Source organism: Aquirufa sp. TARAVU-A1A (assembly GCF_054558675.1).
Genome location: NZ_JBPXKP010000001.1, coordinates 53846 through 78895, shown reverse-complemented (window position 1 = coordinate 78895; position 25050 = coordinate 53846). Strand labels below are relative to the sequence as shown.

Annotated in this window: 22 protein-coding genes; 9 read left to right on the top strand and 13 right to left on the bottom strand. The window is 40.7% G+C overall.

The genetic code is table 11. The annotated features are described in order from the left end of the window. The first annotated feature begins 1 nt into the window (after window position 1). The 7 genes from mreC (at window position 2) to V7S75_RS00365 (ending at window position 5507) form a co-directional block, all read left to right on the top strand. Window positions 2-841 carry a rod shape-determining protein MreC gene (gene mreC, locus V7S75_RS00395; protein ID WP_459510734.1) on the top strand — a complete coding sequence of 280 codons (840 nt, stop codon included), beginning with the start codon at window positions 2-4 and terminating at the stop codon, window positions 839-841. A 1-nt stretch (window position 842) separates the two neighbouring features. Beyond that, window positions 843-1352, top strand: coding sequence for a hypothetical protein (locus V7S75_RS00390; protein WP_459510733.1), 510 nt, complete (start codon window positions 843-845; stop codon window positions 1350-1352). 84 nt (window positions 1353-1436) lie between these two features. Continuing rightward, the gene (locus V7S75_RS00385) at window positions 1437-2021 is read left to right on the top strand and encodes a sigma-70 family RNA polymerase sigma factor (RefSeq protein WP_459510732.1); all 585 of its coding nucleotides are present in this window, start codon (window positions 1437-1439) and stop codon (window positions 2019-2021) included. A gap of 79 nt (window positions 2022-2100) precedes the next feature. Continuing rightward, window positions 2101-2373 carry a hypothetical protein gene (locus tag V7S75_RS00380; RefSeq protein ID WP_459510731.1) on the top strand — a complete coding sequence of 91 codons (273 nt, stop codon included), beginning with the start codon at window positions 2101-2103 and terminating at the stop codon, window positions 2371-2373. A gap of 20 nt (window positions 2374-2393) precedes the next feature. Then, window positions 2394-2960, top strand: a complete 567-nt coding sequence (gmk, locus tag V7S75_RS00375; protein WP_459510730.1) for a guanylate kinase — start codon at window positions 2394-2396, stop codon at window positions 2958-2960. A 1-nt stretch (window position 2961) separates the two neighbouring features. Then, entirely contained in the window at window positions 2962-3534 is a 573-nt protein-coding gene (nadD, locus tag V7S75_RS00370) for a nicotinate (nicotinamide) nucleotide adenylyltransferase (RefSeq protein ID WP_377974748.1), read from the top strand. Between the two features lie 17 nt (window positions 3535-3551). After that, a complete protein-coding gene (locus tag V7S75_RS00365; protein ID WP_459510729.1) occupies window positions 3552-5507 on the top strand; it encodes a ComEC/Rec2 family competence protein in 1956 nt (651 codons plus the stop codon). Window positions 5508-5540: 33 nt separating this feature from the next. On the opposite strand, the gene typA is transcribed toward V7S75_RS00365, so the two are convergent. From typA to cysS, 5 genes are all read right to left on the bottom strand, one after another. Further along, window positions 5541-7349, bottom strand: coding sequence for a translational GTPase TypA (gene typA, locus V7S75_RS00360; protein WP_459510728.1), 1809 nt, complete (start codon window positions 7347-7349; stop codon window positions 5541-5543). 115 nt (window positions 7350-7464) lie between these two features. Next, window positions 7465-9423 (bottom strand): 1-deoxy-D-xylulose-5-phosphate synthase, encoded by a 1959-nt coding sequence (dxs, locus tag V7S75_RS00355; RefSeq protein ID WP_459510727.1) that lies wholly within the window; start codon window positions 9421-9423, stop codon window positions 7465-7467. A gap of 56 nt (window positions 9424-9479) precedes the next feature. After that, a complete protein-coding gene (locus V7S75_RS00350; protein WP_459510726.1) occupies window positions 9480-10334 on the bottom strand; it encodes a rhomboid family intramembrane serine protease in 855 nt (284 codons plus the stop codon). A gap of 1 nt (window position 10335) precedes the next feature. Continuing rightward, complete coding sequence (locus V7S75_RS00345) at window positions 10336-11073, bottom strand: rhomboid family intramembrane serine protease (RefSeq protein ID WP_459510725.1); 738 nt, start codon at window positions 11071-11073, stop codon at window positions 10336-10338. A gap of 4 nt (window positions 11074-11077) precedes the next feature. Then, on the bottom strand, window positions 11078-12565 hold the full coding sequence (gene cysS / locus V7S75_RS00340; RefSeq protein ID WP_459510724.1) for a cysteine--tRNA ligase: 1488 nt from the start codon (window positions 12563-12565) through the stop codon (window positions 11078-11080). 142 nt (window positions 12566-12707) lie between these two features. On the opposite strand from cysS, the gene V7S75_RS00335 reads away from it, so the two are divergent. Then, window positions 12708-13877, top strand: coding sequence for a hypothetical protein (locus V7S75_RS00335; protein ID WP_459510723.1), 1170 nt, complete (start codon window positions 12708-12710; stop codon window positions 13875-13877). A 10-nt stretch (window positions 13878-13887) separates the two neighbouring features. Then, window positions 13888-14796 (top strand): PfkB family carbohydrate kinase, encoded by a 909-nt coding sequence (locus V7S75_RS00330; protein WP_459510722.1) that lies wholly within the window; start codon window positions 13888-13890, stop codon window positions 14794-14796. Here V7S75_RS00330 and V7S75_RS00325 read toward each other — a convergent pair. The 8 genes from V7S75_RS00325 to V7S75_RS00290 all read right to left on the bottom strand — a co-directional run bounded on the left by V7S75_RS00325 (window position 14793) and on the right by V7S75_RS00290 (window position 25048). Beyond that, window positions 14793-16064 carry a M16 family metallopeptidase gene (locus V7S75_RS00325; protein WP_459510721.1) on the bottom strand — a complete coding sequence of 424 codons (1272 nt, stop codon included), beginning with the start codon at window positions 16062-16064 and terminating at the stop codon, window positions 14793-14795. The genes V7S75_RS00330 and V7S75_RS00325 overlap by 4 nt on opposite strands. Before the next feature lie 66 nt (window positions 16065-16130). After that, entirely contained in the window at window positions 16131-17312 is a 1182-nt protein-coding gene (porV, locus tag V7S75_RS00320; RefSeq protein ID WP_459510720.1) for a type IX secretion system outer membrane channel protein PorV, read from the bottom strand. A 104-nt stretch (window positions 17313-17416) separates the two neighbouring features. Continuing rightward, window positions 17417-20662 (bottom strand): type IX secretion system sortase PorU, encoded by a 3246-nt coding sequence (gene porU / locus V7S75_RS00315; protein ID WP_459510719.1) that lies wholly within the window; start codon window positions 20660-20662, stop codon window positions 17417-17419. Then, window positions 20634-21251, bottom strand: a complete 618-nt coding sequence (locus tag V7S75_RS00310; protein ID WP_459510718.1) for a SprT-like domain-containing protein — start codon at window positions 21249-21251, stop codon at window positions 20634-20636. Before V7S75_RS00310 ends, porU begins: the two co-directional genes overlap by 29 nt. Before the next feature lie 59 nt (window positions 21252-21310). After that, the gene (locus V7S75_RS00305; RefSeq protein ID WP_315574991.1) at window positions 21311-21484 is read right to left on the bottom strand and encodes a hypothetical protein; all 174 of its coding nucleotides are present in this window, start codon (window positions 21482-21484) and stop codon (window positions 21311-21313) included. 198 nt (window positions 21485-21682) lie between these two features. Beyond that, on the bottom strand, window positions 21683-22174 hold the full coding sequence (locus tag V7S75_RS00300; protein WP_459510717.1) for a GtrA family protein: 492 nt from the start codon (window positions 22172-22174) through the stop codon (window positions 21683-21685). Then, entirely contained in the window at window positions 22175-23572 is a 1398-nt protein-coding gene (locus V7S75_RS00295) for an NADH-quinone oxidoreductase subunit N (RefSeq protein WP_459510716.1), read from the bottom strand. 30 nt (window positions 23573-23602) lie between these two features. Next, complete coding sequence (locus V7S75_RS00290; RefSeq protein ID WP_459510715.1) at window positions 23603-25048, bottom strand: complex I subunit 4 family protein; 1446 nt, start codon at window positions 25046-25048, stop codon at window positions 23603-23605. Between the last annotated feature and the right edge of the window lie 2 nt (window positions 25049-25050).

The window sequence follows — 25050 nt, the reverse complement described above, 5'->3', positions numbered from 1 at the left end:
CATGATTCAATTGTTCCAATTTTTAGCGCGTCAAAGGGTTATCCTTTTGTTCTTGTTGCTTGAATTGGTCAATGTTTGGGCCGTATTTAAATACAATGCATACCAGCATTCGCTCTATTTTAATACGACAAATCTATGGGCCGCTTCCATTTTGTCTACGACACAAGAAGTAAAAACCTATCATCAACTGCGTATTGTTAACGGTACACTCGCCCAAGAAAATGCGCGTTTGCGGACTGAATTGTTGCGTTTGAAAAGCCAACAACAGCCATTGACAAAACTTCCCTATTATGTTTCTGAGGCGATGCTGAATCGCTATCAAGCTGTTGCCACCCGCGTTATTGATCAATCGACACGCATGTCGCAGAACTATTTAACCATAGACAAAGGGCGCGCAGATGGTATATTGCCCGGAATGGCCGTCATTTCGTCCACCGGTGTTGTGGGGAAAGTCATGTCTTGTACGGAAAATTTAGCTTTGGTTGTATCCATCCTGCATACGAGTAACTCAGTTTCGGCCAAATTAAAGCGCAGCGGGGAATTAGGCTACATTAAATGGCCTGGTTATCAAAGTGAGGTTGCGGACATGATGGATGTCTCCAAATATAAAAAAGTTGTCAAGGGTGATACCGTTGTTACCTCTGATTATAATGCCGTGTTTCCGCCCAATATTCCCATTGGTATCGTCGCGAAAGTAGGTCTCGAAAAGGACGATACGTTCCATGACATTAAAGTTATGTTGTTCACGCAGTTCGCTACGCTGCAATATGTCTATGTTATCAAGAATCGTTTGGCAGGCCAACAAGCTCAATTAGAAACGACTAAACCGAAAGCAGAATAACATGAATTTCACATTTAATTTTAAATGGTTTTTCTCGGTCGTTTTTGCGATTGCAATTCAGGTATTGTTCTTACGAGATATTGCCATTGCGAATGTAGCCTTCTGTTTTATCTATATTTGGTTTTTGGTAAAAGCGCCTATGCAAACAAATACATGGATCTTATTAGTAGGTTCAATGTTTGTAGGATGGCTAATCGATATTTTTTATAATACCCATGGCATGCATGCCTTCGCATGTGTTTTAGTGGCTTGGTTGCGTCCTGTGTATTTCCGAATTCTTACGCCGGCGAATGGTTACGATGAGCGTTCCAGCATTTCATTAGCCGAAATGAAGTGGCTTTGGTTCTTTCCTTATTTATTCCTCATGTTGATGTCGCATCATTTACTGCTGTTTATATTGGAAGCAGGAGACTGGACCCTATTGGGCTTTAGTCTGTTGAAAGCCTTATCATCTACGTTATTAGGCATGGCAGTCTTTGGAATTTTAGAATTTTTCAACCGACCGGAATAGGTCTTTTTGGCAGATTAATTTTTGGTCTTAGATTTGTAGGCATTCGTATGCACATATCAAATTCGATGTGCTTAATTGCCTACCATGGAAACACCTACAATAACAGTTTCGATGCCTCAAAATAATGCGCAAGCCTTATTTGAGAAAGAGTTTATGCCGCATCTTGATGCGATGTATAACTTTGCTCTCCGACTTACTAATGATGAGGATGATGCGCAGGATCTTGTTCAAGATACCTGCATGAAAGCCTTTCGGTTCATCGATTCATTCGAACCAGGAACCTATGCCAAAGCCTGGTTATTCAGAATTCTGAAAAATAATTTCATTAACGATTACCGGAAAAAATCGCGTGGCCCCTCAAAAGTGGAGTTTGAATGGGTTGAGCAATCCTTTTCGGGTGATGAAGATCAAGAACCTGCGATGCATGCCGACTTGCATGCGGAAACGGTTAATGAGATGCTTGGCGATGAAATTACGGCAGCCATTCAAGCCTTACCCGTAGACTTTCGAATGATTATTATTCTCTGTGATTTAGAAGAATTTAGTTACGAGGAAATGGCTCGTATATTGGATATTCCGATTGGAACTGTTCGTTCACGACTCCATCGTGCACGTGCCATTTTGAAAGAGAGTTTAGCCTCTTACGCAAAAAGTAAAGGTTATCACTGACAATGTGTCACCCGTAAGCAAATGAACTTTTTATCCCTTCCTCGTTGTTAAAAAAATAGTGCATTAAGCATGTAAACTCATGAAAAAGAATTGTAACCATCAGGCTGATTGTTTAAAGTTAATTCAACGTATCGTCGACCGTGAAGCTTCGCCCGAAGAGGAGGCAACTTTTCTAGCCAATAAGGAACAATGTATCCCTTGCCAAGAAGGATATGAACTCGAGCAATCTTTGCGTAATGCGATTAAATCAAGCTGTTCTAGCAAATGTCCTGAAGCACTTTTCGCACGCATCAAATCAAAACTTTTTGTCGTTTTAATCCTTATTTCCATACTTATTCCGTTATTTTGCTAGCTAATTAAATCAAGCTGCACTTGGAAGGTAAACTCATTATTTTTTCTGCCCCATCCGGATCCGGTAAAACAACCATCGTAAAAGAATTATTGGCCAATAATCCCAATTTAGGATTTTCTATTTCCGCTTGTACACGAGATAAACGTGGACGTGCCGAGGCGAATGGTCAGGATTATTATTTCATGACACCTGATGAGTTTCGTGCCAAAATCGATGAGGATGCATTTGTCGAGTGGGAGGAAGTTTACCCTGGCGCTTATTATGGGACATTGAAGTCTGAAATTGAGCGCATCTGGGCATCAGGAAAACATGTCATTTTTGATGTGGATGTAAAAGGCGGTCTGGCGTTGAAAAACTATTACAAGGAGCGTGCATTAGCCATTTTTGTCAAAGTTCCTACCCTCGAAATGCTCGAAGATCGTCTCCGTGCGCGCGGCACCGAAACCGAAGAATCACTTTCTAAACGAATTTTCAAGATGAAATTTGAATGGGCTTTCCAAGACAAATTTGATGTGATTCTCGTGAACGACAAATTAGAGGATGCCGTCAAAGAGGCACAAAGTTTATTCGATAATTTTACGCGATAAAATGAAGATTGGCCTATTTTTCGGATCATTTAATCCCATTCATCATGGCCACCTCATTATTGCTCAAGCAGTATTAAATCAAACGGATGTAGACCAAATCTGGTTCGTTGTTTCTCCTCAAAACCCGCATAAGCACAGCAAAACACTTTTGCACGAATTCGATCGATTGGATTTAGTCGATCGTGCCATCGCAGATAATTATCATTTTAAGAGCTCTGATATCGAATTTCATTTGTCCAAGCCTTCTTATACAATACATACGCTGACGCATCTATCAGAGAAATTTCCCAACGATTCATTTCGCTTAATATTGGGAGGTGATAACCTCGAGCAATTCAAAAGTTGGAAGAACTACGATAAGATACTTGATTATTTTGGCCTCTACGTTTATCCCCGCGGTGAGCAAAAACAGAGTGATCTGTGGCAGCATCCGCAGGTTACACGCATTGAAGCGCCATTATTGCAAATTTCGGCGACGTATATCCGGCAATGTATCCAACAAGGTCAGTCGATAAAATATCTAGTTCCTGATACCGTGGAGGAATTAATCCAATCAAAAAAATTCTACATTTAGGCCTTTTCGCCTAAGCTGTGTTTTCATTTTTTAGTCCTTTCCCTTTTCTGCGAATTTTAGGCCTGTGGATCATCGGCTTTTTGGTCGGTCCTTACGGATTGGTTGCATTGGCTTTGAGCTTACTGCTGGTCTTCCGACAGTGGAGAATTTTTAGCCTTATATTTATTATGGGCGTATCCTATGTTCGATTTGCCCAACTCGCTGAACGAAAGTCCTCTATTCCGAATCACGATTCCTTTGTATTTCAAATCGACCAGGAACCTGTTGCTGGAGCTAAATCTTGGAAAATTCGGGCGAAGGTAATTTCCGTTCGACATAAATATCAATGGATTCAAGTTCAATTTGCATCCATCGTATATGTTCCGCTGAAGGGATTTGCACCCCGGAGTGGCCAGGTATATCAAGTTTACGGAAGTTTGAAACCCATACGAGAGGCTTTGTTGCCTGGGGCATTTGATTGGAAGACTTATTATGCCCGACAAGGAATCTATGCCACAAGTTTTGTCGCATCGAAAAGTATGAACTTGTTGCGAGATGCAAAAATTCGTATCCATTTTATCGATAAGCTTAGAAATCAGGCCGTATTTTATTTGCATCAAGCATTGCCGGTAGGCGTTCATCGCAATGTGGCTGAGGCAATGTTTTTAGGAATTGGAAACACAATCGATTTTGAGACACGACAATCCTATGCGGCATTAGGGGCGATTCATATTTTGTCGGTGTCTGGCATGCACGTTGGCTTACTTTATTTGGGTTTGCAATTCTTATTTGGGTTCTTAACGCGTTTTCGGCCCTATGGCCCACATACCTATTTTACCCTGATTATGCTTGTCTTGTGGACGTATGCGGCGATGTCAGGATTTTCTGCACCCGTATTGCGTTCGGCTTGGATGTTTTCGGTATTGCTCTTTGCGCAGGTGTTTCGCTTGCGATCACATCCGTTGAATATTTGGGCGTTTTCTTGTTTAGTTATCCTCGTGATTCAACCGAATGAATTGTTTCAAGTGGGTTTCCAACTGTCTTATGCGGCCGTGCTTGGACTAATTCTATTTCAAAGCAAACTCGTCCAATTATGGAAGCCAAAAACTTGGTTAGCCCAACAAGCATGGGAGTTGACCTGTGTCGCCATTAGTGCCCAAATTTTCACATGGCCCTTAATTATCTTTTACTTTCATCAATTCCCAAATCCTTTTTATTTCTTTTTGCTCAACCCGGCATTGGTTTTGCTTTCAACACTCACCTTAGGAATGGGGTTTTTGTATCTGATTTTAGCTCCTTTCATCAGTCATATACCATTCGTTTTTTCTGCCTTAGGTCATTTGTTTTTATTCAGTTTTGAGCTTTTACATGGCCTCATGTTTTATACCACGGGGCGCTTTCAGACAGTGATTTCCTTTGTCCGAATGAATGGATTTGAATTAGGAGCCTATTATTTGGGAATCAGCTTGATTTGGTATTGGTGGGCAATGCGCAGGGTCTGGGTGATCTACCTTGGAATAGGCCTCTTGAGCTTTGTTCTGATTTATCGTTTGATGGAGCCTTGGCAGGATGAAGCCTATTTAACCGTGGCAGAAAAGCAGTTGGTATTTCTCAGAACTAAAGGGATATATGGGCAAAGCTATGGCGCAGTGAGTGAAGCATGGTTACAGGCAAATGCTAGTCCTTGGTGGGCAAGGAATCAAGTGGTTGATACCTTGTCTCGAAAATGGCCACAAGGTAGTTTTCAGTGGAAGTATCAGGGCAATGAATTTGTTTATCTGGCGAAACCGAGTGTTCAACGAAATATTCACAAAAGCAATTTGATTTTAGCCGCAGATTTAGATTTGAGAGATCCTCGATTTTTGAAATCTTGGCAGGGGGCAACTTGGTATTTTATTCGTAAACCGAGCAAATATCGAATGGCTAAACTCAAGCCTTTTTGGCCTAAAAAAGTATATTATTTAGCCGAGCAAGCAGCAATTCGTTTTCCATAAAAAAAGGCCGCCCGTTTAGGCAGCCTTCTAAGATTAGCTAGGTTTCTTCTCGTTACGTTTACGCTCGTTTGGATCTAAGAAGATCTTACGCATACGTAAAGATTTCGGAGTGATTTCTAAGTATTCATCCTTTTGGATAAACTCCATACACTCTTCTAATGAGAAGTTTAATTTCGGAGCAATTTTGGTATTTGAATCCGTACCTGAAGCACGCATATTCGTTAATTGCTTCGAAGCTTGAAGGTTCACTTCGATGTCATTTTGGCGATTGTGCTCACCTACAACCATTCCTGTGTAAACTTCTTCACCTGGATCGATGAAGAACACCCCTCTGTCTTGTAATTTATCGATTGCATACGGAATCGCAGGGCCTGTATTCATCGAGATCAATGATCCGTTGATACGACCTGGAATAGCTCCTTTGAACTCTTCGTAAGCAATAAAACGGTGTGCCATGATTGCCTCACCAAATGTAGCTGTTAACACTTTCGAACGTAAACCAATCAATCCACGAGATGGAATGTTGAATTCTAAGTGTTGCAAGTCACCTTTCGGTTCCATGATCAATAACTCACCTTTACCTTGTGTGGCTAATTCAATTACTTTACCAGCAACTTCCGCAGGTACGTCTACTACTAAAGATTCAATGGGCTCTAAACGCTCACCGTTAGGACCTTCTTTGAAGATAACTTGTGGCTGACCTACTTGTAATTCGTATCCTTCGCGACGCATGGTCTCGATTAATACCGACAAGTGGAGAATACCACGTCCAAATACCAAGAATTTATCTTCGCTTTCTGTAGGAACTACTTTCAAGGCTAAGTTTTTCTCCGTCTCTTTGAATAGACGTTCACGGATGTGACGAGATGTTACTAATTTACCTTCTTTACCAAAGAATGGCGAGTTATTGATGGTGAACAACATGTTCATCGTAGGCTCATCGATTGCGATACGCTCTAATGCCTCTGGATTTTCTGCATCAGCAATTGTATCACCAATTTCAAAATCTTCGATACCTGTTACTGCGCAAATCTCACCGCATTCTACTTTGTCAACTTTAACTTTGCCAAGTCCTTCAAATACTTGAAGTTCTTTGATACGCATTTTCTTCGTCGAGCCATCTGCTTTACATAAAGAAATTTGCATTCCTTCTGTCAACGTTCCACGCTCTAAACGTCCGATCGCGATACGACCTACGAATGAAGAGTAGTCCAAAGACGTAATCTGCATTTGTGGTGTTCCCTCCTGAACTTTAGATGCAGGGATGTGCTCGATGATTGCATCCAATAATGGGATGATGTTGTCGGTTGGTTTTTTCCAATCGTCACTCATCCATCCTTGTTTCGATGAACCGTAAACACATGGGAAATCCAATTGATCTTCCGTTGCATCTAAGTTGAACATCAAGTCAAATACACTTTCGTGTACCTCATCTGGACGACAGTTTTCTTTATCTACTTTATTCACTACTACGATAGGCTTAAGACCTAAAGCGATTGCTTTTGATAATACGAAACGTGTTTGTGGCATCGGGCCTTCAAAGGCGTCAACCAATAAAATAACACCATCCGCCATACGAAGTACGCGCTCCACTTCACCGCCAAAGTCGGCGTGACCTGGTGTATCAATGATGTTGATTTTTACTCCATTATAACGAACCGATACGTTTTTAGAAACAATCGTAATACCGCGTTCACGTTCTAAGTCGTTATTATCTAGGATCAAATCTCCAAATTCCTGGTTCTCACGGAAGATTTTAGAGGCATGAATAATTTTGTCCACAAGTGTCGTTTTACCGTGGTCAACGTGGGCAATGATGGCAATGTTACGAATGCTTTGCATAAAAATGTAGGCGTTGAATGAATTAAAATTCTCCCAAGTCGGGGAATTTAAGGTGCAAAGGTACGGATTATTTCTTTGAAAAGTGCTAATTGATTAAAAATCAGCTGCGGGGAATTTATTCCGTCAGGGCCTTTGATGCCTTGACGCTTGCTTTCGCGCCTAATTGCTCAGCTATTTTTTGTGCAATTCCGACCGAATCAATCCCACAAAGTGCATATAATTCACTCTGTTCGCCATGCTCCACAATATGGTCTGGGATTCCCAAACGGATCATGTTGGCCTGATATTGATGATCTACCATGAATTCCGCAATGGCAGAACCAAAACCGCCAACGATGGATGCGTCTTCTACCGTTAAGATGGTCTTAAATTTGCTAAAAATCTCATGCAAAAGTTTTACATCTAAAGGTTTGGCGAAGCGCATGTCATATAATGCTGCTTGGATTCCTTGATTGGCTAATAGTTCAACGGCTTTAATCGCTTCGTTCCCGATATGTCCTAAGCTTAAAATGGCGATATCTTCGCCGTTAGTAAGTTGAACGCCAGAGCCGATTTCAATTTGCTCAAAATTTGTACGCCAAGCGGGCATAACGCCCTGGCCTCTTGGATAACGAATGCTGATGGCTTCTCCTCGTTCTTTGAATGAATCTAGCGAAGCTGTGTACATGATATTTCTTAATTCTTGCTCATTGCGTGGTGCTGCCACAATCATGTTAGGTACACAACGCATCATCGCAATGTCCAAATTCCCATGGTGCGTAGGGCCGTCTGCTCCTGCTAAACCTGCACGGTCTAGGCAGAAAATTACCGGTAACTTTTGCAAACACACATCATGTACAACTTGGTCATAGCCCCTTTGCATAAAGGAACTGTAGATATTACAGAATACAGTCAATCCTTGGGTGGCTAATCCCGCCGAAAATGTAACGGCATGTTGCTCGGCAATTCCCACATCGAATGCTCGGTCCGGCATCGCCGCCATCATGATATTCAATGATGAACCGGAAGGCATCGCTGGAGTAATCCCCATGATTTTAGGGTTTTGCTCAGCAAGTTCCAATAATGTATGTCCGAAAACTTCTTGATACTTGGGTGCTTGCGGATTGTCGTAGGTCTTCTTTTCAATTTCGCCGGTTAGCTTATCGAATTTACCCGGGGCATGCCAAAGTGTTTGATCTTTTTCAGCTAACGAATATCCTTTGCCTTTCGTAGTTACGCAATGTAAAATTTTAGGGCCGGGAATATCTTTTAAGTCACGCAAAACAGTGGCTAGGTATTCTACATCATGTCCATCGATGGGTCCGAAATAGCGCAAATTGAACGACTCAAATAAATTGCTTTGCTTCAGCAAGGTAGCTTTTAACCCATTCTCGATTTTGGATACGATTTCTTGCGCCGACTTCCCAAAGCGGGACATCTTGCCTAGTAGGTTCCAAACATCATCCTTCACTTTGTTGTAAGTATGGGACGTCGTGATGTCGGTTAAATATTCTTTCAAAGCGCCCACATTGGGGTCAATCGCCATGCAATTATCATTTAAAATGATAATCATGTTGTTTGGGATATCTCCGGCATGATTCATCGCCTCGAATGCCATACCTGCCGTCATGGAACCGTCTCCTATCACGGCAATATGTTGGCGATCAAATTCTTTTTTATAGCGGGACGCTACAGCCATGCCTAAGGCGGCTGAAATGGATGTGGATGAATGTCCTACACCAAATGCATCATATTCACTTTCGGATCTTTTGGGGAATCCGCTGATTCCGCCCAACAAACGATTTGTGTGAAAAACGCCTTGTCGGCCCGTTAATATCTTATGCCCATAAGCCTGATGTCCCACGTCCCAGACTAATTGGTCATAGGGCGTGTTAAACACATAATGCAAGGCTACCGTTAATTCGGTCACACCCAATGAAGCGCCAAAGTGTCCTCCATTAACCGAGACATGATCAATGATGTATTGACGCAATTCCTCGCAAACAGCTGGAAGCTGATTGGCTTGTAACTTACGCAGATCGGCAGGTGCCTGAATCTTGCTTAGTAAGGGGCCGGCAGGGAATTGAGTTGACACAAATAATTTATTCAAGTGAAAGAAAAACTCTACAAAGGTAAAAATGTTTTTGACGCTTACTCATTTTTTTGACTTGCCTTGAACAATCTTCTTTTTTCGGTTTTGCTGAGGCTGTCGTAGCCCGACTTCGATATTTTGTCCAAAATCTGATTCAGCTCTTCTTCATCGATGTTTTCTGCTTGTTTTCTTGGCTTTTTTTCACGCGTTAAGTCGGCATGAATGAATGGGCTTTCTTTTTTTCTAAATCTTTCCCAATTTATGGGATGTTCGTGCAGATAACCCATGAAAAAGCCAACCATTGCACCACCTAAATGGGCAATTTGACCTCCTGCGTTTGTACCTACGGTCTCTAAAAGTGACCAAATTAAATAAAAGCCCGCGATGTATTTGATGCGAACGGGACCAATTAAAAATAAATGGACCTCGAAATTCGGTCGGAGGGTGGCAGCAGCCAAAACGATAGCAAAAACTCCCCCCGAAGCGCCCAATAAATAACTCCCACCTTGGCGCTCAAAAAAAGGAATGAAATTATAAGCCAACAAAAAAGCGATAGCCCCCATGATGCCACCCAAGAAAAAAGTTTGCACACTTTTATTATTCCCGATGACCTCTTGCAGAATTTTCCCGAACCAATAAAGGAACATCATGTTGAAGGCCAAATGGAAAATTTCCACATGCACAAAAAAGTAGCTGATGAATCGCCAAGGATGTAAGAGGTTGGATTGGATGTTGGCGGATAGTGTCAATTGCTCCAATAGCAATTCATAAACATAGGCTTTGCCGCTGATAATCATTACGATCCGGAACAGCATCAAGGCAAGAAATAGCAAACAATTCACTGCAATGATTTTCAACAAACCCTCGCCGGGCTGCTGAATTAAGCGTTGAAAGTCTTGCCAAAATCCGCGCATATCAATAGAAATGATTGCGTTTGGTCTTCCAAACCATCAATAAGATGACAGCAAAAATCATCCCGCCGATGTGCGCGAAGTGAGCAACATTATCCCCTTGATATTGTTGAATCCCTTGATACAATTCATAAAGACCATAAAAACTCACAAAGTATTTTGCCTTGATGGGTATAGGGAAGGGAAAAAGGAACATTTCTGAATTCGGAAACAAATAACCGAATGCCATCAAAATTCCGAAAATTGCACCAGATGCTCCAGCTAGCTGGCTCCGATTTACATATTCCGCATAATTTTCACGCGCCCATTCAATATTTACGTTGCCATCGGGTAGGGAAATAACCTGATAGTGCTGGGCATAATCGTACAAATGCATGGAACTTGGGTCGCTCAATACGATTTCTGTCGCCCGACGAAAATCCGCAAAATCGATAAAATGCTGAATACCCATGTACAATAAGCCGGCACCTATTCCGCAGAAGAAATAGAAAAATAAAAACCGCTGAGCTCCCCACATTCGTTCAAGCAAAGAACCGAACATATATAAGCCAAACATATTGCCCAACAAATGCATCAGACTTGCATGAACAAACATGTAGCTAACAACTTGATAAATATGGAAATCCTTGGCTTGAAAATAGTGTAAACTCAACAAGTCCGTGGGCAAAAATCCACCCAGCGCATAAATTGCGACGTTGATGAATATCAAATTTCGTACAGTAGGAGTTAAATTTCTAAACATAGTTTTATTCTTCGTAAGCCCAATCAATACGTGTTTTCATGTCCTTTACTAATAGACCCATCGCTTTAAAACTTGCGCGAATTTCGTCTACCTTGTCATATTCCCGCTTCTCTTTGAAGGACGCATATAGACCTAACATTCCTTTAATTAAGGCTTCTTGATTAGCTGGAAACTCCTCACGAAGCCCTAATACTTGTTCCAAGAAGTTGATGTAATTTGACTTCAATCGATCAAAAACATCCTTTCCTAATTGCCCAAATGCCAGTTGGCCCGTATGCAATTGATTAATCTTTTTCAATAACGTAAACAAGTGTGAAATTGTTACAGCCGTATTCAAATCATCGTTCATTCCATCATAGCAACCTTGAATGGCTGTGTCGATTTCGCCAACTTGTGCTTCGTCGATGGCCATTGCCTCTCCTTCAAATTCCATGCCTTTGATGATGCGCAAGCCATTCGCAATGCGCTTATAGCCTTTTTGGGCTGCTTTTAAGGCTTCGTTCGAGAAGTCCAAGGTGCTGCGATATTGCGATTGCAACATGAAAAAGCGAACAGTCATCGGGCTGTAAGCCTGCTCCAAGAGCGGGTGAGCTCCGGCAATTAATTCACTTGGCAAAAAGGAGTTGCCTAAGGATTTACTCATCTTTTGACCGTTTACTGTCAACATATTGGTGTGCATCCAATAGCGAACGGGCGCGCGCCCATGCGCTGCTTTTGCTTGTGCAATTTCACATTCATGATGCGGGAATTTCAAGTCCATTCCACCGCCATGGATATCAAATGTATCGCCTAGGTATTTATGGCTCATGCAGGTACATTCCAAATGCCATCCTGGAAATCCATCTCCCCAGGGGGATGGCCAGCGCATGATATGTTCTGGTGATGCTTTCTTCCAAAGCGCGAAATCCAAAGGGCTGCGCTTTTCCCCTACACCATCTAAATCGCGGGTTTCGGTCAATAAATCGTCTAAAACGCGACCCGATAAATGGCCATAGTCGCCACCTTGTTTGTTGTAAGTTTCAATATCGAAATAGATCGAGCCATTCGATTCGTAGGCTAAGCCCTTATCCAATAAGATTTTAGTCGTTTCAATTTGCTCCACAATGTGTCCCGTGGCTGTTGGTTCAATGCTTGGAGGCAACAAATTAAATTGAGTCAACACATCATGAAAGTCGTTCGTATAGCGTTGAACAATTTCCATGGGCTCTAATTTCTCTAATTTGGCCATTTTGCCAATTTTGTCTTCGCCTTCATCCCCATCTCCTACTAAATGGCCAACATCCGTTATGTTTCGTACATAGCGAACCTGGTAACCGATGAATTTCAGATATCGGTGTAAAATGTCAAAGGAAGTAAATGTTCTCAGGTTACCCAGGTGAACAAAATTGTACACGGTAGGTCCACAGACATAGAGTCCAACATGCGGGGCGTTGATGGGAGTAAATACTTCTTTTTCTCGGCTGAGCGTATTGTAGATTTTTAATGGCTGCATGAATCCTAGGTGCTTTTGTAGAGTCCTCAAAAAGGAATTAAAATTACGCTGATTCTTTTAATTCACCAAACATAGCATTTTGACAATTTCAAACGATTCTTTTCAGATTGTGTTATCTTTGTGTGTTTTTTGAAAATCCATCATGGTGTTAAAGGAAGTAGGCGAGGACAAATCGCTTCAACGTGTTTTTTTGCAATTCCCTGTTCGTCTATACGCGTCGGATTCCAATTGGATTCGCCCCTTGGATAACGATGTGGAATCCGTTTTTGATCCGAAGAAGAATGGGCATTTCAAACATGGCGAAGCAATTCGTTGGGTTTTATTCAATGATGCAGGGGAGGCGATAGGTCGAGTGGCGGCATTTTATGAAACGAGTAAGGATGAAGTGCCGGTGGGAGGAATGGGCTTTTTTGAATGTATTGAGGATGAAAAGGCCGCATTTTTGCTTTTCGATGCATGTAAATCTTGGTTGGTTTCCAAGGGCATGCAAGGCATGGATGGCCCGATTAATTTTGGAGAGCGCGATAGCTTTTGGGGATTGATGGTGAAAGGTTGGGAATATGAGCCTACTTACAAGATGCCTTGGACCAAAGCTTATTACATTGATTTTTTTGAAAAGTATGGATTCCGGGATTACTTCCAGCAATATGTTTATGTCTCTTCAATTACGGGAGCGAACGTAAGTCCCGCGATAGAAGAAAAGGCTAATCGCATTTACCAAAATCCAGAATATGTTTTTCGGCATATTGAAAAGTCGAATCTTTCAAAATATGCAGAGGATTTTAAGGTTATTTTCAATGCAGCTTGGGCTAAATTCCCAGGCGTAAAGGAAATGAGCTCGGAACAAGCTCAGCGCTTAGTGAAAACTATGAAGCCGATTATCGATGAGCAATTGCTTTGGTTTGCTTATACACAATCGGGAGATCCTGTGGCGTTTTTTATTGTTATCCCTGATTTAAACCAAATCATTAAACACCTGAATGGGCGTTTGAATTGGTGGGGTATGATTAAATTTTTATTATTGAAAATGCGAGGGGCTTTGACACGCGCATGCGGGGTGATATTCGGTGTCGTGCCGGATCATCAAGGCAAGGGAGTAGAATCAGCCATTGCTTTACGTTTTCGGACAGCTGCTCGGGAAAATCCATTTTATCCCTATGAGACGATGGACATGAATTGGGTGGGAGATTTTAATCCGAAAATGCTTCGCTTTGTTTCCCAACTGGGAGCGACAAACGAAAAAACTTACATTACTTATCGTTTATTTTTTAATCCAGATCAGCCTTTCAGTCGTTGTCCGAAGGTTGGTTAAATCTTTATTTATGAGCTTATTAACAATTGGAACGGTTGCGTTCGATGCATTAGAAACTCCTTATGGAAAAACCGATAAAATTATCGGAGGTTCTTGTACCTATATTGCGCTTTCTTCTGCGTTTTTCTTGCCTAAGGTAAATGTTGTCGCTGTGGTAGGGGATGATTTTCCACAAGCCTACATGGATACCTTGACTTCCAAAGGCATTGATTTAGAAGGTCTACAGATTAAGCAAGGTGAAAAATCCTTTTTCTGGGCGGGTAAATACCATAATAACATGAATTCTCGTGACACCTTGGTGACGGATTTGAATGTTTTGGCTGATTTTAAACCGGTAATTCCTGCTTCTTACCAAGATTGTGAATATTTGATGTTGGGAAACCTAACACCCCAAGTTCAAATTGAGGCAATCGAAGGCTTAGCCAAGCGTCCAAAATTAATCGTGATGGATACCATGAATTTCTGGATGGATGTGGCGATGGACGATTTGAAACGTGTCTTGAAAATGGTGGATGTGCTTTGTATCAATGATGAAGAGGCGCGTCAATTATCTGAACAATACTCATTGCGTACAGCAGCGAAGTTAATTATGGCCATGGGTCCAAAGACCTTAATCATCAAGAAAGGGGAGCACGGAGCCTTATTATTCCAAGATGAAAACATGTTCTATTGTCCTGCATTGCCATTGGAAGAGGTATTTGACCCGACTGGAGCAGGGGATACGTTCGTTGGCGGATTCATCGGATATTTAGCCAAAACAGATGACATATCTTTTGAAAATATGCGTAAGGCAATTGTTTATGGCTCTGCCATGGCATCATTCTGTGTGGAGAAATTTGGTACAGAGCGTTTGCTTGAAATTACCGATCAAGATTTAGAAGGTCGCGTAAATGAATTCCGGGAATTGGCTCGTTTTTAACGACCTCCCACAATAACTTCATGGAGATTTGTTGGGTCTAGGTATTTATTAGCTAGTTCCAGCAAATCTTCAGAAGTACAAGCAAGAATCTGAGCTTGAAACTGATCATAAAAATCCAAAGGAAGATTTTCCAATTGAATGACTTTTATCTTTTCAGCAATATCAAATGCTTGAGTAAGCTCGCCCGTAAAACTTCCCATTAGGTAATTTTTTACTAGATCAAGTTCTTCGTGAGCAACTTTTTCCGTCCGTAAGCGTAGCATTTCTTTACGAATCTCGTCACAGGTTACTTGCACTTTCGCATTGGCTACATCGGTTCCTACAACCCAATAACCCGCTCTTTGCATGGGAATGATTGATGATGAAATTCCATAGGTAAATCCTTTTTCTTCCCGGATATTCTTTTGCAAGCGAGAACCGAAAAACCCACCAAATAAGGTATTCAAAACGCTGAATTTAAAATAGTCGGGGTTACTCCGTGTCATCGAATGCATACCCAAGCGGATGGAGGATTGCAGCGCATTGTCCCGGAATTCATGAATTACTTCGGGTTTATGAGCATGTAGGTTGTAAGCTAGCACTGATGTTGCGGGCTGTGTTTGTAGTTGCTCAAATGTTTGTTGTACTGCTTCTAATTCATTCGGTCCAATGTTTCCTGAAAGGAAAATTTGGGGCATTCCCCCGAGCCAATTTTGTTGGTGAAATTGGATTAGCTCAGATCGCTGAATGGACTCAATACTCGCTTGCGTTGCAATGCGACCGTAATTGTCTCCTTCAAAGAGTTGTTTGCGCAATAATTGACTCGCCGAAAAGGCCGTTTTTTGCCAATTAAGCTTGTTTTTCTGAACCTCTATCGCGATTTCTTTCTCGAACTCTTCTGCAGGGAAAGTAGCCTCTTGAATGATTTCAAGCATATAGGGCAACAAAGATTTTAAGTGCTTGGTTAGCCCATAGAGTACAAACGTAGCATTATCTAAATTGGTTTGTACATCCCAAAATGCACCATAGTAGTCGAAAATTTGATGAATTGCTGTTGCGTCGCGTTGTTGCGTTCCTCGCTTCATGAGCGAACTCGTTAAACTTGCGATTCCTGCCTTTTCGGCTACGCTTGCTCCTGCCAGAACTGTAAATTCTAATTTAAAGACTGCTTGCTCGCCGAGTGATAAAGATTGAATTTCTATGCCATTGGTCAGGCTAGTGGTCGTGACATGTGGAAACTTAATGAGTTCAATCGGATAAGCCGCTGGGGCAATGGTTCGATTCAGCATATATAGGTCTATAAAACAAATGACATTCCAACGGAATGTCATTTGTCAAACAAGAAATCTGTTTAATTATCTTTTACCGTTGTCGTTGTTGATAGCTGCCAACAAAGTTACGCGTAATGTATTAGCCAATGGGCTACTTGTTCCTGTAGGTACTAAGTAGGCAAAATCAAAACCGTATTTTTGATCCAATTTGAAGCCAACACCCATCGTGAAGTATTTACGATTTCCTTTCATTTCGCTTTCGTTGAAATAACCACCACGAACTGCAAATGTGTTGTTGAATAAGTATTCAGCTCCAACGGAAGTAGTAATTTCTTTTAACTCTTCACCAAATCCATCTGGCGCGTCAAACAATGATCCGAAAATACCACCAATTGCGGATGTAGTAGATGGGTCCGTTCCCACTTTATTACCATTAGCATCAATCGATTGCGGCGTAGGAACCATCAATTTGTTAAAATCTAATGTGAATGTAAATTTGTTCTTATCATCGATTTCTTTCACAGCAGCAACACCTGCACGCAAGTTTGTAGGGATGAAGTTTTTCTCTGCTCCACCGTAAGAAACCTTACCTGAAATGTTAGAAAGAACTAAACCGTAAGTGTATTTCCAGTTTTTCTCAGAGTTCGTATTCCAGTAAAGAGCGATGTCAGCTGCAACGGTTTGAGCTGGCTTCATTGCCACTCCTGTACCCGAAGTTCCTTGATAGTTACCAAGTAAATTAGAGTTGATATACTTTAAATTTACACCTAAAGAAAGGCTGTTAGAAAGCTTTCTAGCATGTGTTAATGACAACGCGTATTCTTTTGAATTAAAGTTTCCTGCACTTGTACCGTTAGCTAAGGTTGCTTGAAAAAGTCCTTGGTCGAAGTAGTTGATTGAAAAACCGAACGCTTGGTCTTTAGCTGTTTTCTTGTAACCAGCAATGTTATACAAGGCCATGTCGTTTACAAGGTTACGCAACCAAGGGGTGTAAGAAATAGCAAACCCAAGGTCTTTGTCCGCGCTCGCTAATTTAGCTGGATTCCAGTAAATCGCATTTACATCGGATGAAATAGCCACACCTGCATCTCCCATAGCCGCTGAACGAGCATCTGGTGCCACATTTAGAAACAACATGGTTGGTGTTGGAATTCTGCCTGAATTTAATTGTCCAGAAACCAATGTTTGGCCATAAGCAACTGTCGCGAAGCAAACAGTTAATGCTGTATATAGCGCTTTGTGGAAAATTGAATAATTCTTTGTCATTGTATATTAATTATAAGAGAGTCTTTCTATTCAAAAAAGCTAAAGTCAAAAATAGGCAATTTTTAGGATAATGGATGTGGGATTTGCAAAAAAAATATGAAAACTTATTTTAGGGTACTTGTTTTGATTCGATGCGTTTTAATTTCATTCGTTAAGCTGTCCCATAATTGAATTTCCAAAATCAAGGATGAATTAAGTTGCTCATACTCATCTTCCTGCCATTCAAATTCGATCATGCCTTTGTTGTCTGAATAATAGTTACTTAATCCTTTTTTTGTAGTAATTAATCGGCCTAGTATATCGTAAAGTTTGATTTCATAAGGCATTAAATTCCACGGCTTTTCTTGCTTAAAAACATAGTGGAAAGTTCTGGCTAATGGATTTGGATAAACATATCCATGCAAATTTGCAGTTTCATCACCCTTTACTTGAAAACTTAACGTGGCTTCGCCGTAATTATTGTAGATATCCCAACAAAATGCTTGAATTTTATGTAAGCCAGGCGTTAGTGATTTTAATTGAATTTGGATTTCGCCATGCGTTGGATTCCCAAGGGCGGGGATGTATTTACTAGCTAGTTCAATTCGAATACTGTCATCTACGATGAGACTGGACATGTTTCCCGAGGCATTTTGCCAAAGTAGCCCTGAGCTATCAGCGATGGAAATTGTCACCCAAGGATTGGGACTCGTAGCTTTTATATCCTCATTAGGTAGATCGATATTTAGCGTTGGCGGATTTTTTTCAAGCATTTGTTTGTTTTTCCAAGATGCCAAATCTATCGCAAATGCATAGTTCTGGGCAATGTCATTCGAGCAGGCTTGTAATTGATATTTCTGCCCAGCTGTCAAATTTGGCATAGTTTTTAGGCTGATTGTCATCACATTATTTGTGCTGGATCCCGCTGACCGCCAAAGTATAGGGCTCATTTTTGTATACTGAAAGGCCGTATTTTTTGTTCCTAATGTTTTTGCCGGGTCACTTGTCCGTAGGAGCGAAAGTTGCATCTTCCCTCCTTGTGCAGGTAAGCCAGAAAGTCTAATTTCTTGCTTGGTGCTATCAAGTGTGACTTGTACGTTTTTTCTTGTCCAAGGCAATTCGAGTGTCGGATCTCCCATTAACTCGATATTGCGATTAATATCGCCCGACTGGCTTTTGTTTTTTGCATCCCGGAATAAATCGCCTAAACGATAGTTTTGGTTATCCTTGTTTTCCAACATTGCCTGATAGAAGGCCTGGCCAAAGAGGTAGTTACTGCTCTGAAATACAGGTCTTGTCGTACTGATTAATGCGATTGCACCACCTTGATCTGACATTAAGCTCACCTCGCCCCCTGAAAGAATGTTGGGGTCATCAAATCGTCCAAATTGGCATGTGGCAGTTAGTAAGATAGGTAGATGATTGCTGTTTTTAAGGTTGACAAGTTCATTCATTGTGAGAATTTTTTCATCCGTCCAACCGCTTTCAGATCCATGTCCCATAAAATGAATAAAATCCGCATTCTCATCAAAAAGCTTTAAAACAGCTTGTTTTGCGGCAGTGCTCGTATAAACTCCATTTGCTTGCTGCATGGGATATTGATCCACATAAACCTTTTCTTGTCGAACGGGTAATAGGGCCTTCTGTAGCATCGTTGAAAAATCTTCCGCATCCTGCATGTGGATGTTCGAATCTCCATCATCAGCTACCCAAGCAAATCGGGGGATGCTCGTGTTGGGTTTGGATTCAAAGTCTGCCAATTTATTTATAAACATGTTGGCTTCTTGCGGGTTTTTTGCAGGAATCCGACCAATCGCTATTGGCAAAGGTTCTGTTTCATTCCATGGCCCTTCTTGATGCGATACATTACCATAGTAGTCATCTGAAGCATAACTCATTAGCGGTTGGAAGGATTCTTCGCTTTGATAGGTTGGGACAAAACATGATTTCTCCAAAGCGGATGACACGGGATTTTGTCCTTTGTAGTCTATTGAAGCATCCCCAAAGAGAATAATGTATTTTAAGTTGGATCCTGGTTTTTGGTATTGATAACGAATGAAGTTCCTTAAGGCTGTGACATCTTGTTTCCCGCCACTGAAATCATGATAAATAGCTTGGGTGCTGATATTTTTTGATTTGATTTTTCGCTGTACGTTTTTGTAAGTCGCGAGCTTGCTAGCCGCTGTTTCAAGGACTGGACTAGAAATGATAATCAATTCCGTTTCTGCTGGTACTTCAAATGTGTCCTGATTCTTTATTAAGCCACAAAAGGCAGGCTCATTTGCTTTTTCCAAATCGGCAATGGCCAATTGACTATTGGGTCGGAATTTATAGGTGAATTCTGCATTTTTTGCGAGTTTTTGCCATGTTAGCCCGCCATTGTTTATCCATATTTGTTGGCTTGCACGCAAATTAGGAATATCAATACGAAGTAATGAATCACTTGTGTTAGGCAGTAGATACAACGGATTATCATTTTTGCCATCGAATCCTTTGGGATACATGAGGCTTATGAAATCTATGTAGCCTGTTCCGCTCGTACTTTGATAATTAATCGGCCAATTCCACGTATTGTTACTCAGCACGGGTTTGGTCCAAACACTTATTTCATTGCTGGTCGCTTTTTGATCATAACGACCTCCTAGGATAGGGGTCATATTGAGGGTTTTGTCAATCACAGGGATTGAAAAAGTACTCGGCGAAATACTGGCGGCATAGAGCTTAATTTTCAAATAGGCAGCTTGGCCTGCCATGTAATCAGAAAGCGAGTATTGAAGGATTTTGCTTGAATTGCCATAAAATGCATCGCCTAACCGAGTTTGACCTGATTGAATCAGGTTATATGTTTCAGGCTCATAATGTTTTAGTGACCAGGCGAAGGGTAAATGGGGGGCATTTGAAATCGAATTTTCAATTTCTGCGATTGGATTTGTTTTGCTTGCGTCTAGTTGGATAAAATAAAATGTAGAATCAGCGTAGCGGTTTGTTTCTTGTTGCCAAGTTACATTTTGTCGAATGCTGTGGGGTGCTTCTCCCCAAAACATAATGTTCCAAGTACCATTGGATCCAGATTGATAAAAGGAAGGGAAGGGTTTCAGTAATCCATTTTGATAGGGATCAACTGGGTTTAACATGCCCATATTTCCTGTATAAATGCAGATTTTATCCGGGCTAATGTTTTCAATATTGTGTTTACTCAGCCAGGTCTGATTGATTTGATAGAAACCTGATTGGGTGACTGCAACTTTGATCCATTTCCCATTTTTTAGGGGAGAAATGGATTGTCCGTGAACTCGAAAGATAGCTAGTAAAAGCACCAACAAAAGCAGGATTGAATAGAACTTATGCTTCGAGTGTTTGTACTTGTGCATTTTTTGCAACGAGGTATAATTTGCCGGAATGTACTTCTTGGCAAATGTAGCGTGTTCTGCGTAGTTTACCTTTCTGCAGGGTGAGGTTTTTTAATTTGAATGTTTTTCCTTCAGGAAGGTTGAAAAGTAAAATGATATCCTCATCGCTTGGGGCATCAAATTTTTTCAAAGTTTCTACTAAAGGGGTATAGCCATTGGATGTAGCTACGGGATTTTTTAAATAGGCTGTTAAGACGTTGACAAGTTCCTGGGGTAATAATTCGGGATCTAATATGGGATCAAATAATTCAAGGAATGCATCCTTCCATTCTTGTCCATGGGGATTAACCTTGTTTTTGTATTTAAGATACGTTGTGAGATGTGCAACTTCATGTAAATAGGTTACAAGAAATGCATAGGGATTAAGGTTGTTGTTAACGGTAATTTGAAATCCTTTATCTGGGGAATAACGAAAATCGCCTAATTTGGAATCCCGTTTTTTTGAGACAATAAAGTCAAATCGATGTTCATCCCACAGATTAAAGCAATATTCTGCTACTTTCGGAGGAAAGTGGTCTAGGAATGATGCTATTTTTCTGTTCTTGTTCATTTTGGGGCATAAAAAAAGTCCTTCGCATGCGAAGGACTCTTTTGTGAGACTGGCTAAAATTATTTAGCAGCAGCAGTGTCAGCAGCAGCTGTATCAGCAGCAGCAGTATCAACTGGTGCAGCAGCAGCTGTATCAGCAGCAACTGAATCAGCAGCAGCCTCAGTTTTTTTCTCACCACAAGATGCTAAAGTTACCATACCAGCAACGAAAGCTAAAGCGAATACTTTTTTCATTTTTGTAATATTTTAAGGTTTGAGCTACAAAACTACGGGATATATTTTTAATTGCAAACTATCTGGCAAAAATTTTAAGATTTTTTTAAGAATTGGATGCTTTTTTCAATAAAATGCCCTCTATTGCGCCTATTGGCCACTTCAAATCTTAAGAAAATTAAGATTAATCTAATACTTGTAGCTTGATTTAGCGAAGTGTTACTTGATTAAGTCCTTGAATCGGTCGTAAAAACCACTACTCTTAAAGGTAAAAGTTTTGTGTAAAACATAGTTTGATACAAAACTGAATCCCATGCCATTTAAGGTTGTGCTGATTTGTGTAACATTTACCTTTTTGAATGAATAAGGGATTTGAAAGAATAAATCGTTATATCCCGCGTGGATGATATGATAAGGGAGAATGCTAAATCCCCAAGTGACAAAACCTGAAAATGTTGCCACCATCATGAATTTGATCATTTCCCTTCGGGTCTGTTGGGATTGCCTTGCATTGAATGCAAATAACTTGGTCAAAATAAACCCCGCGATTAACGAAATGAAATAAGCCGGAAGAATCGTTGATTCATAGGCTAAATGAAACCAATCTTTTAGTAATGCCCCAGCTAATAACTGAATCAGTGCGCCAGTTCCCGCAATCAGGAAATAGGCGATTAAATCTTTTCGATTAAAGAGTTCTGATTTTTGCTTCAATTAAAATAGGCTTTTAACTAGGTTAGGAAATAAGCCTAGTACCAGAGTTGCTAAGGTTGTTAAGCCTAAGGCAACTTGATATAGCGTGCTAATTTCAATTTTTTGAATATCTCCTTGTTTGAAATAAACAGCAATTATTCCTTTGAAATAGTAATAAATACCTACTGCCGACATCAAAATAGCCAGGATGATTGGGTAAACAATGTTCCGATTAAATGTATCTGTAAAGACGAAGAATTTTCCCCAGAAGCCAGCTGTTAAGGGAATCCCCGCAAGTGATAATAGGGATACCGTAAAGCAAAAAGCTAGAAATGGATTGTTTTTTGCTAAACCTTCAAACGATTGGAAATTAGCAGGTTTCTCTGTTCTTCCAGTTTGGTATTCAGATACCAATTTAAATACCGCAAATGCTGTTAAAGTAGCCAATGTGTAGGCCAATGAATAAAACAAGATGCTGGAAGTGGAGCTGCTTTGTCTTGCCGATACCGTTAATAACATATAGCCGGCATGTGAAATGCTGGAATAGGCCAACATGCGTTTAATGCTTTGCTGGTAGACTGCCGTTACATTTCCAATCACTAATGTGAGCATACTGATGAAATATACGGGCATGACCCACGTCGAATAAAGCCCGCCAAATACGCCTGCAAAAATGTGATATATAGCTGCAAATCCAGCCGTTTTTACAACGGTTGACATGAACATGGTAAAGATGGTAGGGGCCCCATCATATACATCTGGTGTCCAAAAATGGAATGGAGCAGCAGATACTTTGAATAACATCCCAACTAACATTAATAAAACTCCGGCATATAAGAATGACGGCATTGACTCTGGAGCCGTATTTGCAATCGCATTCACCATGCTAGAAATGTAGAATGTACGCGTTGCGCCATAAACTAACGTTATTCCAAATAACAATATCCCCGTGGCGAATGAACCCATTAAGAAATACTTGATAGCTGCTTCATTCGAACGTAAATTTCGCTTGTCGGTTCCCGTAAGCACATACATGGCTACCGAGAGAATTTCGAGCCCTACGAATAACATCATCAAATGGTCAAATGATACCATGATAATAGCTCCTACCGTAGAGAATAACAAAATCGCATAGTATTCCGCTGGATGCGTATGCTCGTCATCTTGACCAAATGCATTCGAGAAAGCAACGACAAAAAATGCCGCAAGCTGAATAATTATACTAAAATTGATTGATGTGTTGTTGGTGCGGAACATATTTCCAAACCACAAAAACTCATGATTCCAATCCGCAATTGTTATCCCCATACCGATAGCAAGGAATAACAAAGTGATTTGTTGGATCATTTTACGCGATAACCAAAACCCTAAAAATAGGTTACTGATTCCAAATAATGATAAAGCAATGATAGCTGTCATAATTCTGCTTTGCTGTTGTTAAAATTCCACTTAGTTAAGTAATGCGACAAGTTTTTCTACGCTTGCTGCGCTAAAGGATAAGACATATTGAGGGAACAAACCGCCCAATATTACCAAGAGGATTAAAGGTATTAATACTAGTTTTTCTCCGATCAAAAGATCTTCAAAGTCTTTCGTCACTTTGGATACATTGCCAAAGATTGATTTTTGAATCAAACGCAAAGTGTAAACGGCGCCTAAAATAATCGTGATTCCTGAAATGATTCCCAAGTACATTTCTTGGTCGAATACACTTTTCAATAATAAGAATTCACCGATGAAACCATTCGTTAATGGGAGTGCTACTGAACCTAAACTCAAGACAATAAACGCGACTGTCAGTACATAGGATGATTGTGTAATGCCACCTAATTGAGCTAATTCACGAGTTTTCGTCCGACGTTCAATCACTTCAATCACAAAAAATAGACCAACTAAATTGATACCATGCGAAAGCATTTGGTATAAAGCGCCTTGAATTCCATCGACACTTTGTGTCATGATTCCAGCTGCCATTAAGCCAACGTGCGCAAAAGAAGAATAAGCAAGTAAGCGTTTCGCGTCTTTTTGTTGGATCGCAATCACCGAACCATAAATGATTCCGATAATAGCTAAAATCGATACGGTTAATCCCCATTGTGCTATACCCAATGGAAACATGGGGATAACTAAGCGAATCATACCATAGGTACCCATTTTCAACATGATACCACCTAGCAACATGCTGCCTTGAACGGGTGATGTCGTATAGGTATCAGGTTGCCAGGTATGAAATGGGAATACTGGCATTTTAATCGCGAATGCGATAAAGAAAGCTAAAAACAAGAATCCTTGGTGTTCTGCACTTAGATTACGTGCAGTCAAATAAAGTGTTTCGATGTCGGCAGAGTGTGTTTCACCAGGTGTGCGCAAGTAAACGTAGATCAAAGCAATCAATAAAAACAAAGACCCGAATAAGGTATAGACAAAAAACTTAAACGTGATGGCTGTTCTGTTTTCTCCTCCATATTGTGCCGCCAAGAAGTAAATAGGCAACAAGGATGCTTCAAAGAAGAAATAAAACAAAAAGGCATCTTTAGCTAAAAAAGCTCCTAATAGCGCTGTTTGCATAGCTAAGATTAATCCCAAATAAGAAGCATTTTCTGATTTGTCGGAGTTTGTTGTCGATGCAATAATAAAGGGAATTAATAAGCCAGTTAATCCAATTAAAATTCCATTGATACCGTCAATCCAAAGGGTAAAGCTGATACCCGCTTCTGGAATCCAAGCCTGACTAAATTGCAAGTTGGCCGATTCAGCCGGACAAAGTGCATAGGCAATTGCGATGGCCTCGATGATAGATCCTGCTAGCGCAATAGCAAATGGTTTACTTGGTTTTGCTAACAGCAAGCCAGCGCCTAGTACCAAAGGAAATAAAAGTATAAATAGTAATAACATAC

Coding starts and splice junctions, on each gene's coding strand:
- V7S75_RS00330 (WP_459510722.1), top strand. CDS start 13,888: ATGAGCTTATTAACAATTGGAACGGTTGCGTTCGATGCATTAGAAACT.
- V7S75_RS00290 (WP_459510715.1), bottom strand. CDS start 25,048: ATGTTATTACTATTTATACTTTTATTTCCTTTGGTACTAGGCGCTGGC.
- V7S75_RS00295 (WP_459510716.1), bottom strand. CDS start 23,572: ATGACAGCTATCATTGCTTTATCATTATTTGGAATCAGTAACCTATTT.
- nadD (WP_377974748.1), top strand. CDS start 2,962: ATGAAGATTGGCCTATTTTTCGGATCATTTAATCCCATTCATCATGGC.
- V7S75_RS00390 (WP_459510733.1), top strand. CDS start 843: ATGAATTTCACATTTAATTTTAAATGGTTTTTCTCGGTCGTTTTTGCG.
- V7S75_RS00305 (WP_315574991.1), bottom strand. CDS start 21,484: ATGAAAAAAGTATTCGCTTTAGCTTTCGTTGCTGGTATGGTAACTTTA.
- porU (WP_459510719.1), bottom strand. CDS start 20,662: ATGCACAAGTACAAACACTCGAAGCATAAGTTCTATTCAATCCTGCTT.
- V7S75_RS00310 (WP_459510718.1), bottom strand. CDS start 21,251: ATGAACAAGAACAGAAAAATAGCATCATTCCTAGACCACTTTCCTCCG.
- V7S75_RS00380 (WP_459510731.1), top strand. CDS start 2,101: ATGAAAAAGAATTGTAACCATCAGGCTGATTGTTTAAAGTTAATTCAA.
- cysS (WP_459510724.1), bottom strand. CDS start 12,565: ATGCAGCCATTAAAAATCTACAATACGCTCAGCCGAGAAAAAGAAGTA.
- V7S75_RS00350 (WP_459510726.1), bottom strand. CDS start 10,334: ATGCGCGGATTTTGGCAAGACTTTCAACGCTTAATTCAGCAGCCCGGC.
- typA (WP_459510728.1), bottom strand. CDS start 7,349: ATGCAAAGCATTCGTAACATTGCCATCATTGCCCACGTTGACCACGGT.
- V7S75_RS00325 (WP_459510721.1), bottom strand. CDS start 16,064: ATGCTGAATCGAACCATTGCCCCAGCGGCTTATCCGATTGAACTCATT.
- porV (WP_459510720.1), bottom strand. CDS start 17,312: ATGACAAAGAATTATTCAATTTTCCACAAAGCGCTATATACAGCATTA.
- V7S75_RS00385 (WP_459510732.1), top strand. CDS start 1,437: ATGGAAACACCTACAATAACAGTTTCGATGCCTCAAAATAATGCGCAA.
- V7S75_RS00345 (WP_459510725.1), bottom strand. CDS start 11,073: ATGTTTAGAAATTTAACTCCTACTGTACGAAATTTGATATTCATCAAC.
- V7S75_RS00335 (WP_459510723.1), top strand. CDS start 12,708: ATGGTGTTAAAGGAAGTAGGCGAGGACAAATCGCTTCAACGTGTTTTT.
- mreC (WP_459510734.1), top strand. CDS start 2: ATGATTCAATTGTTCCAATTTTTAGCGCGTCAAAGGGTTATCCTTTTG.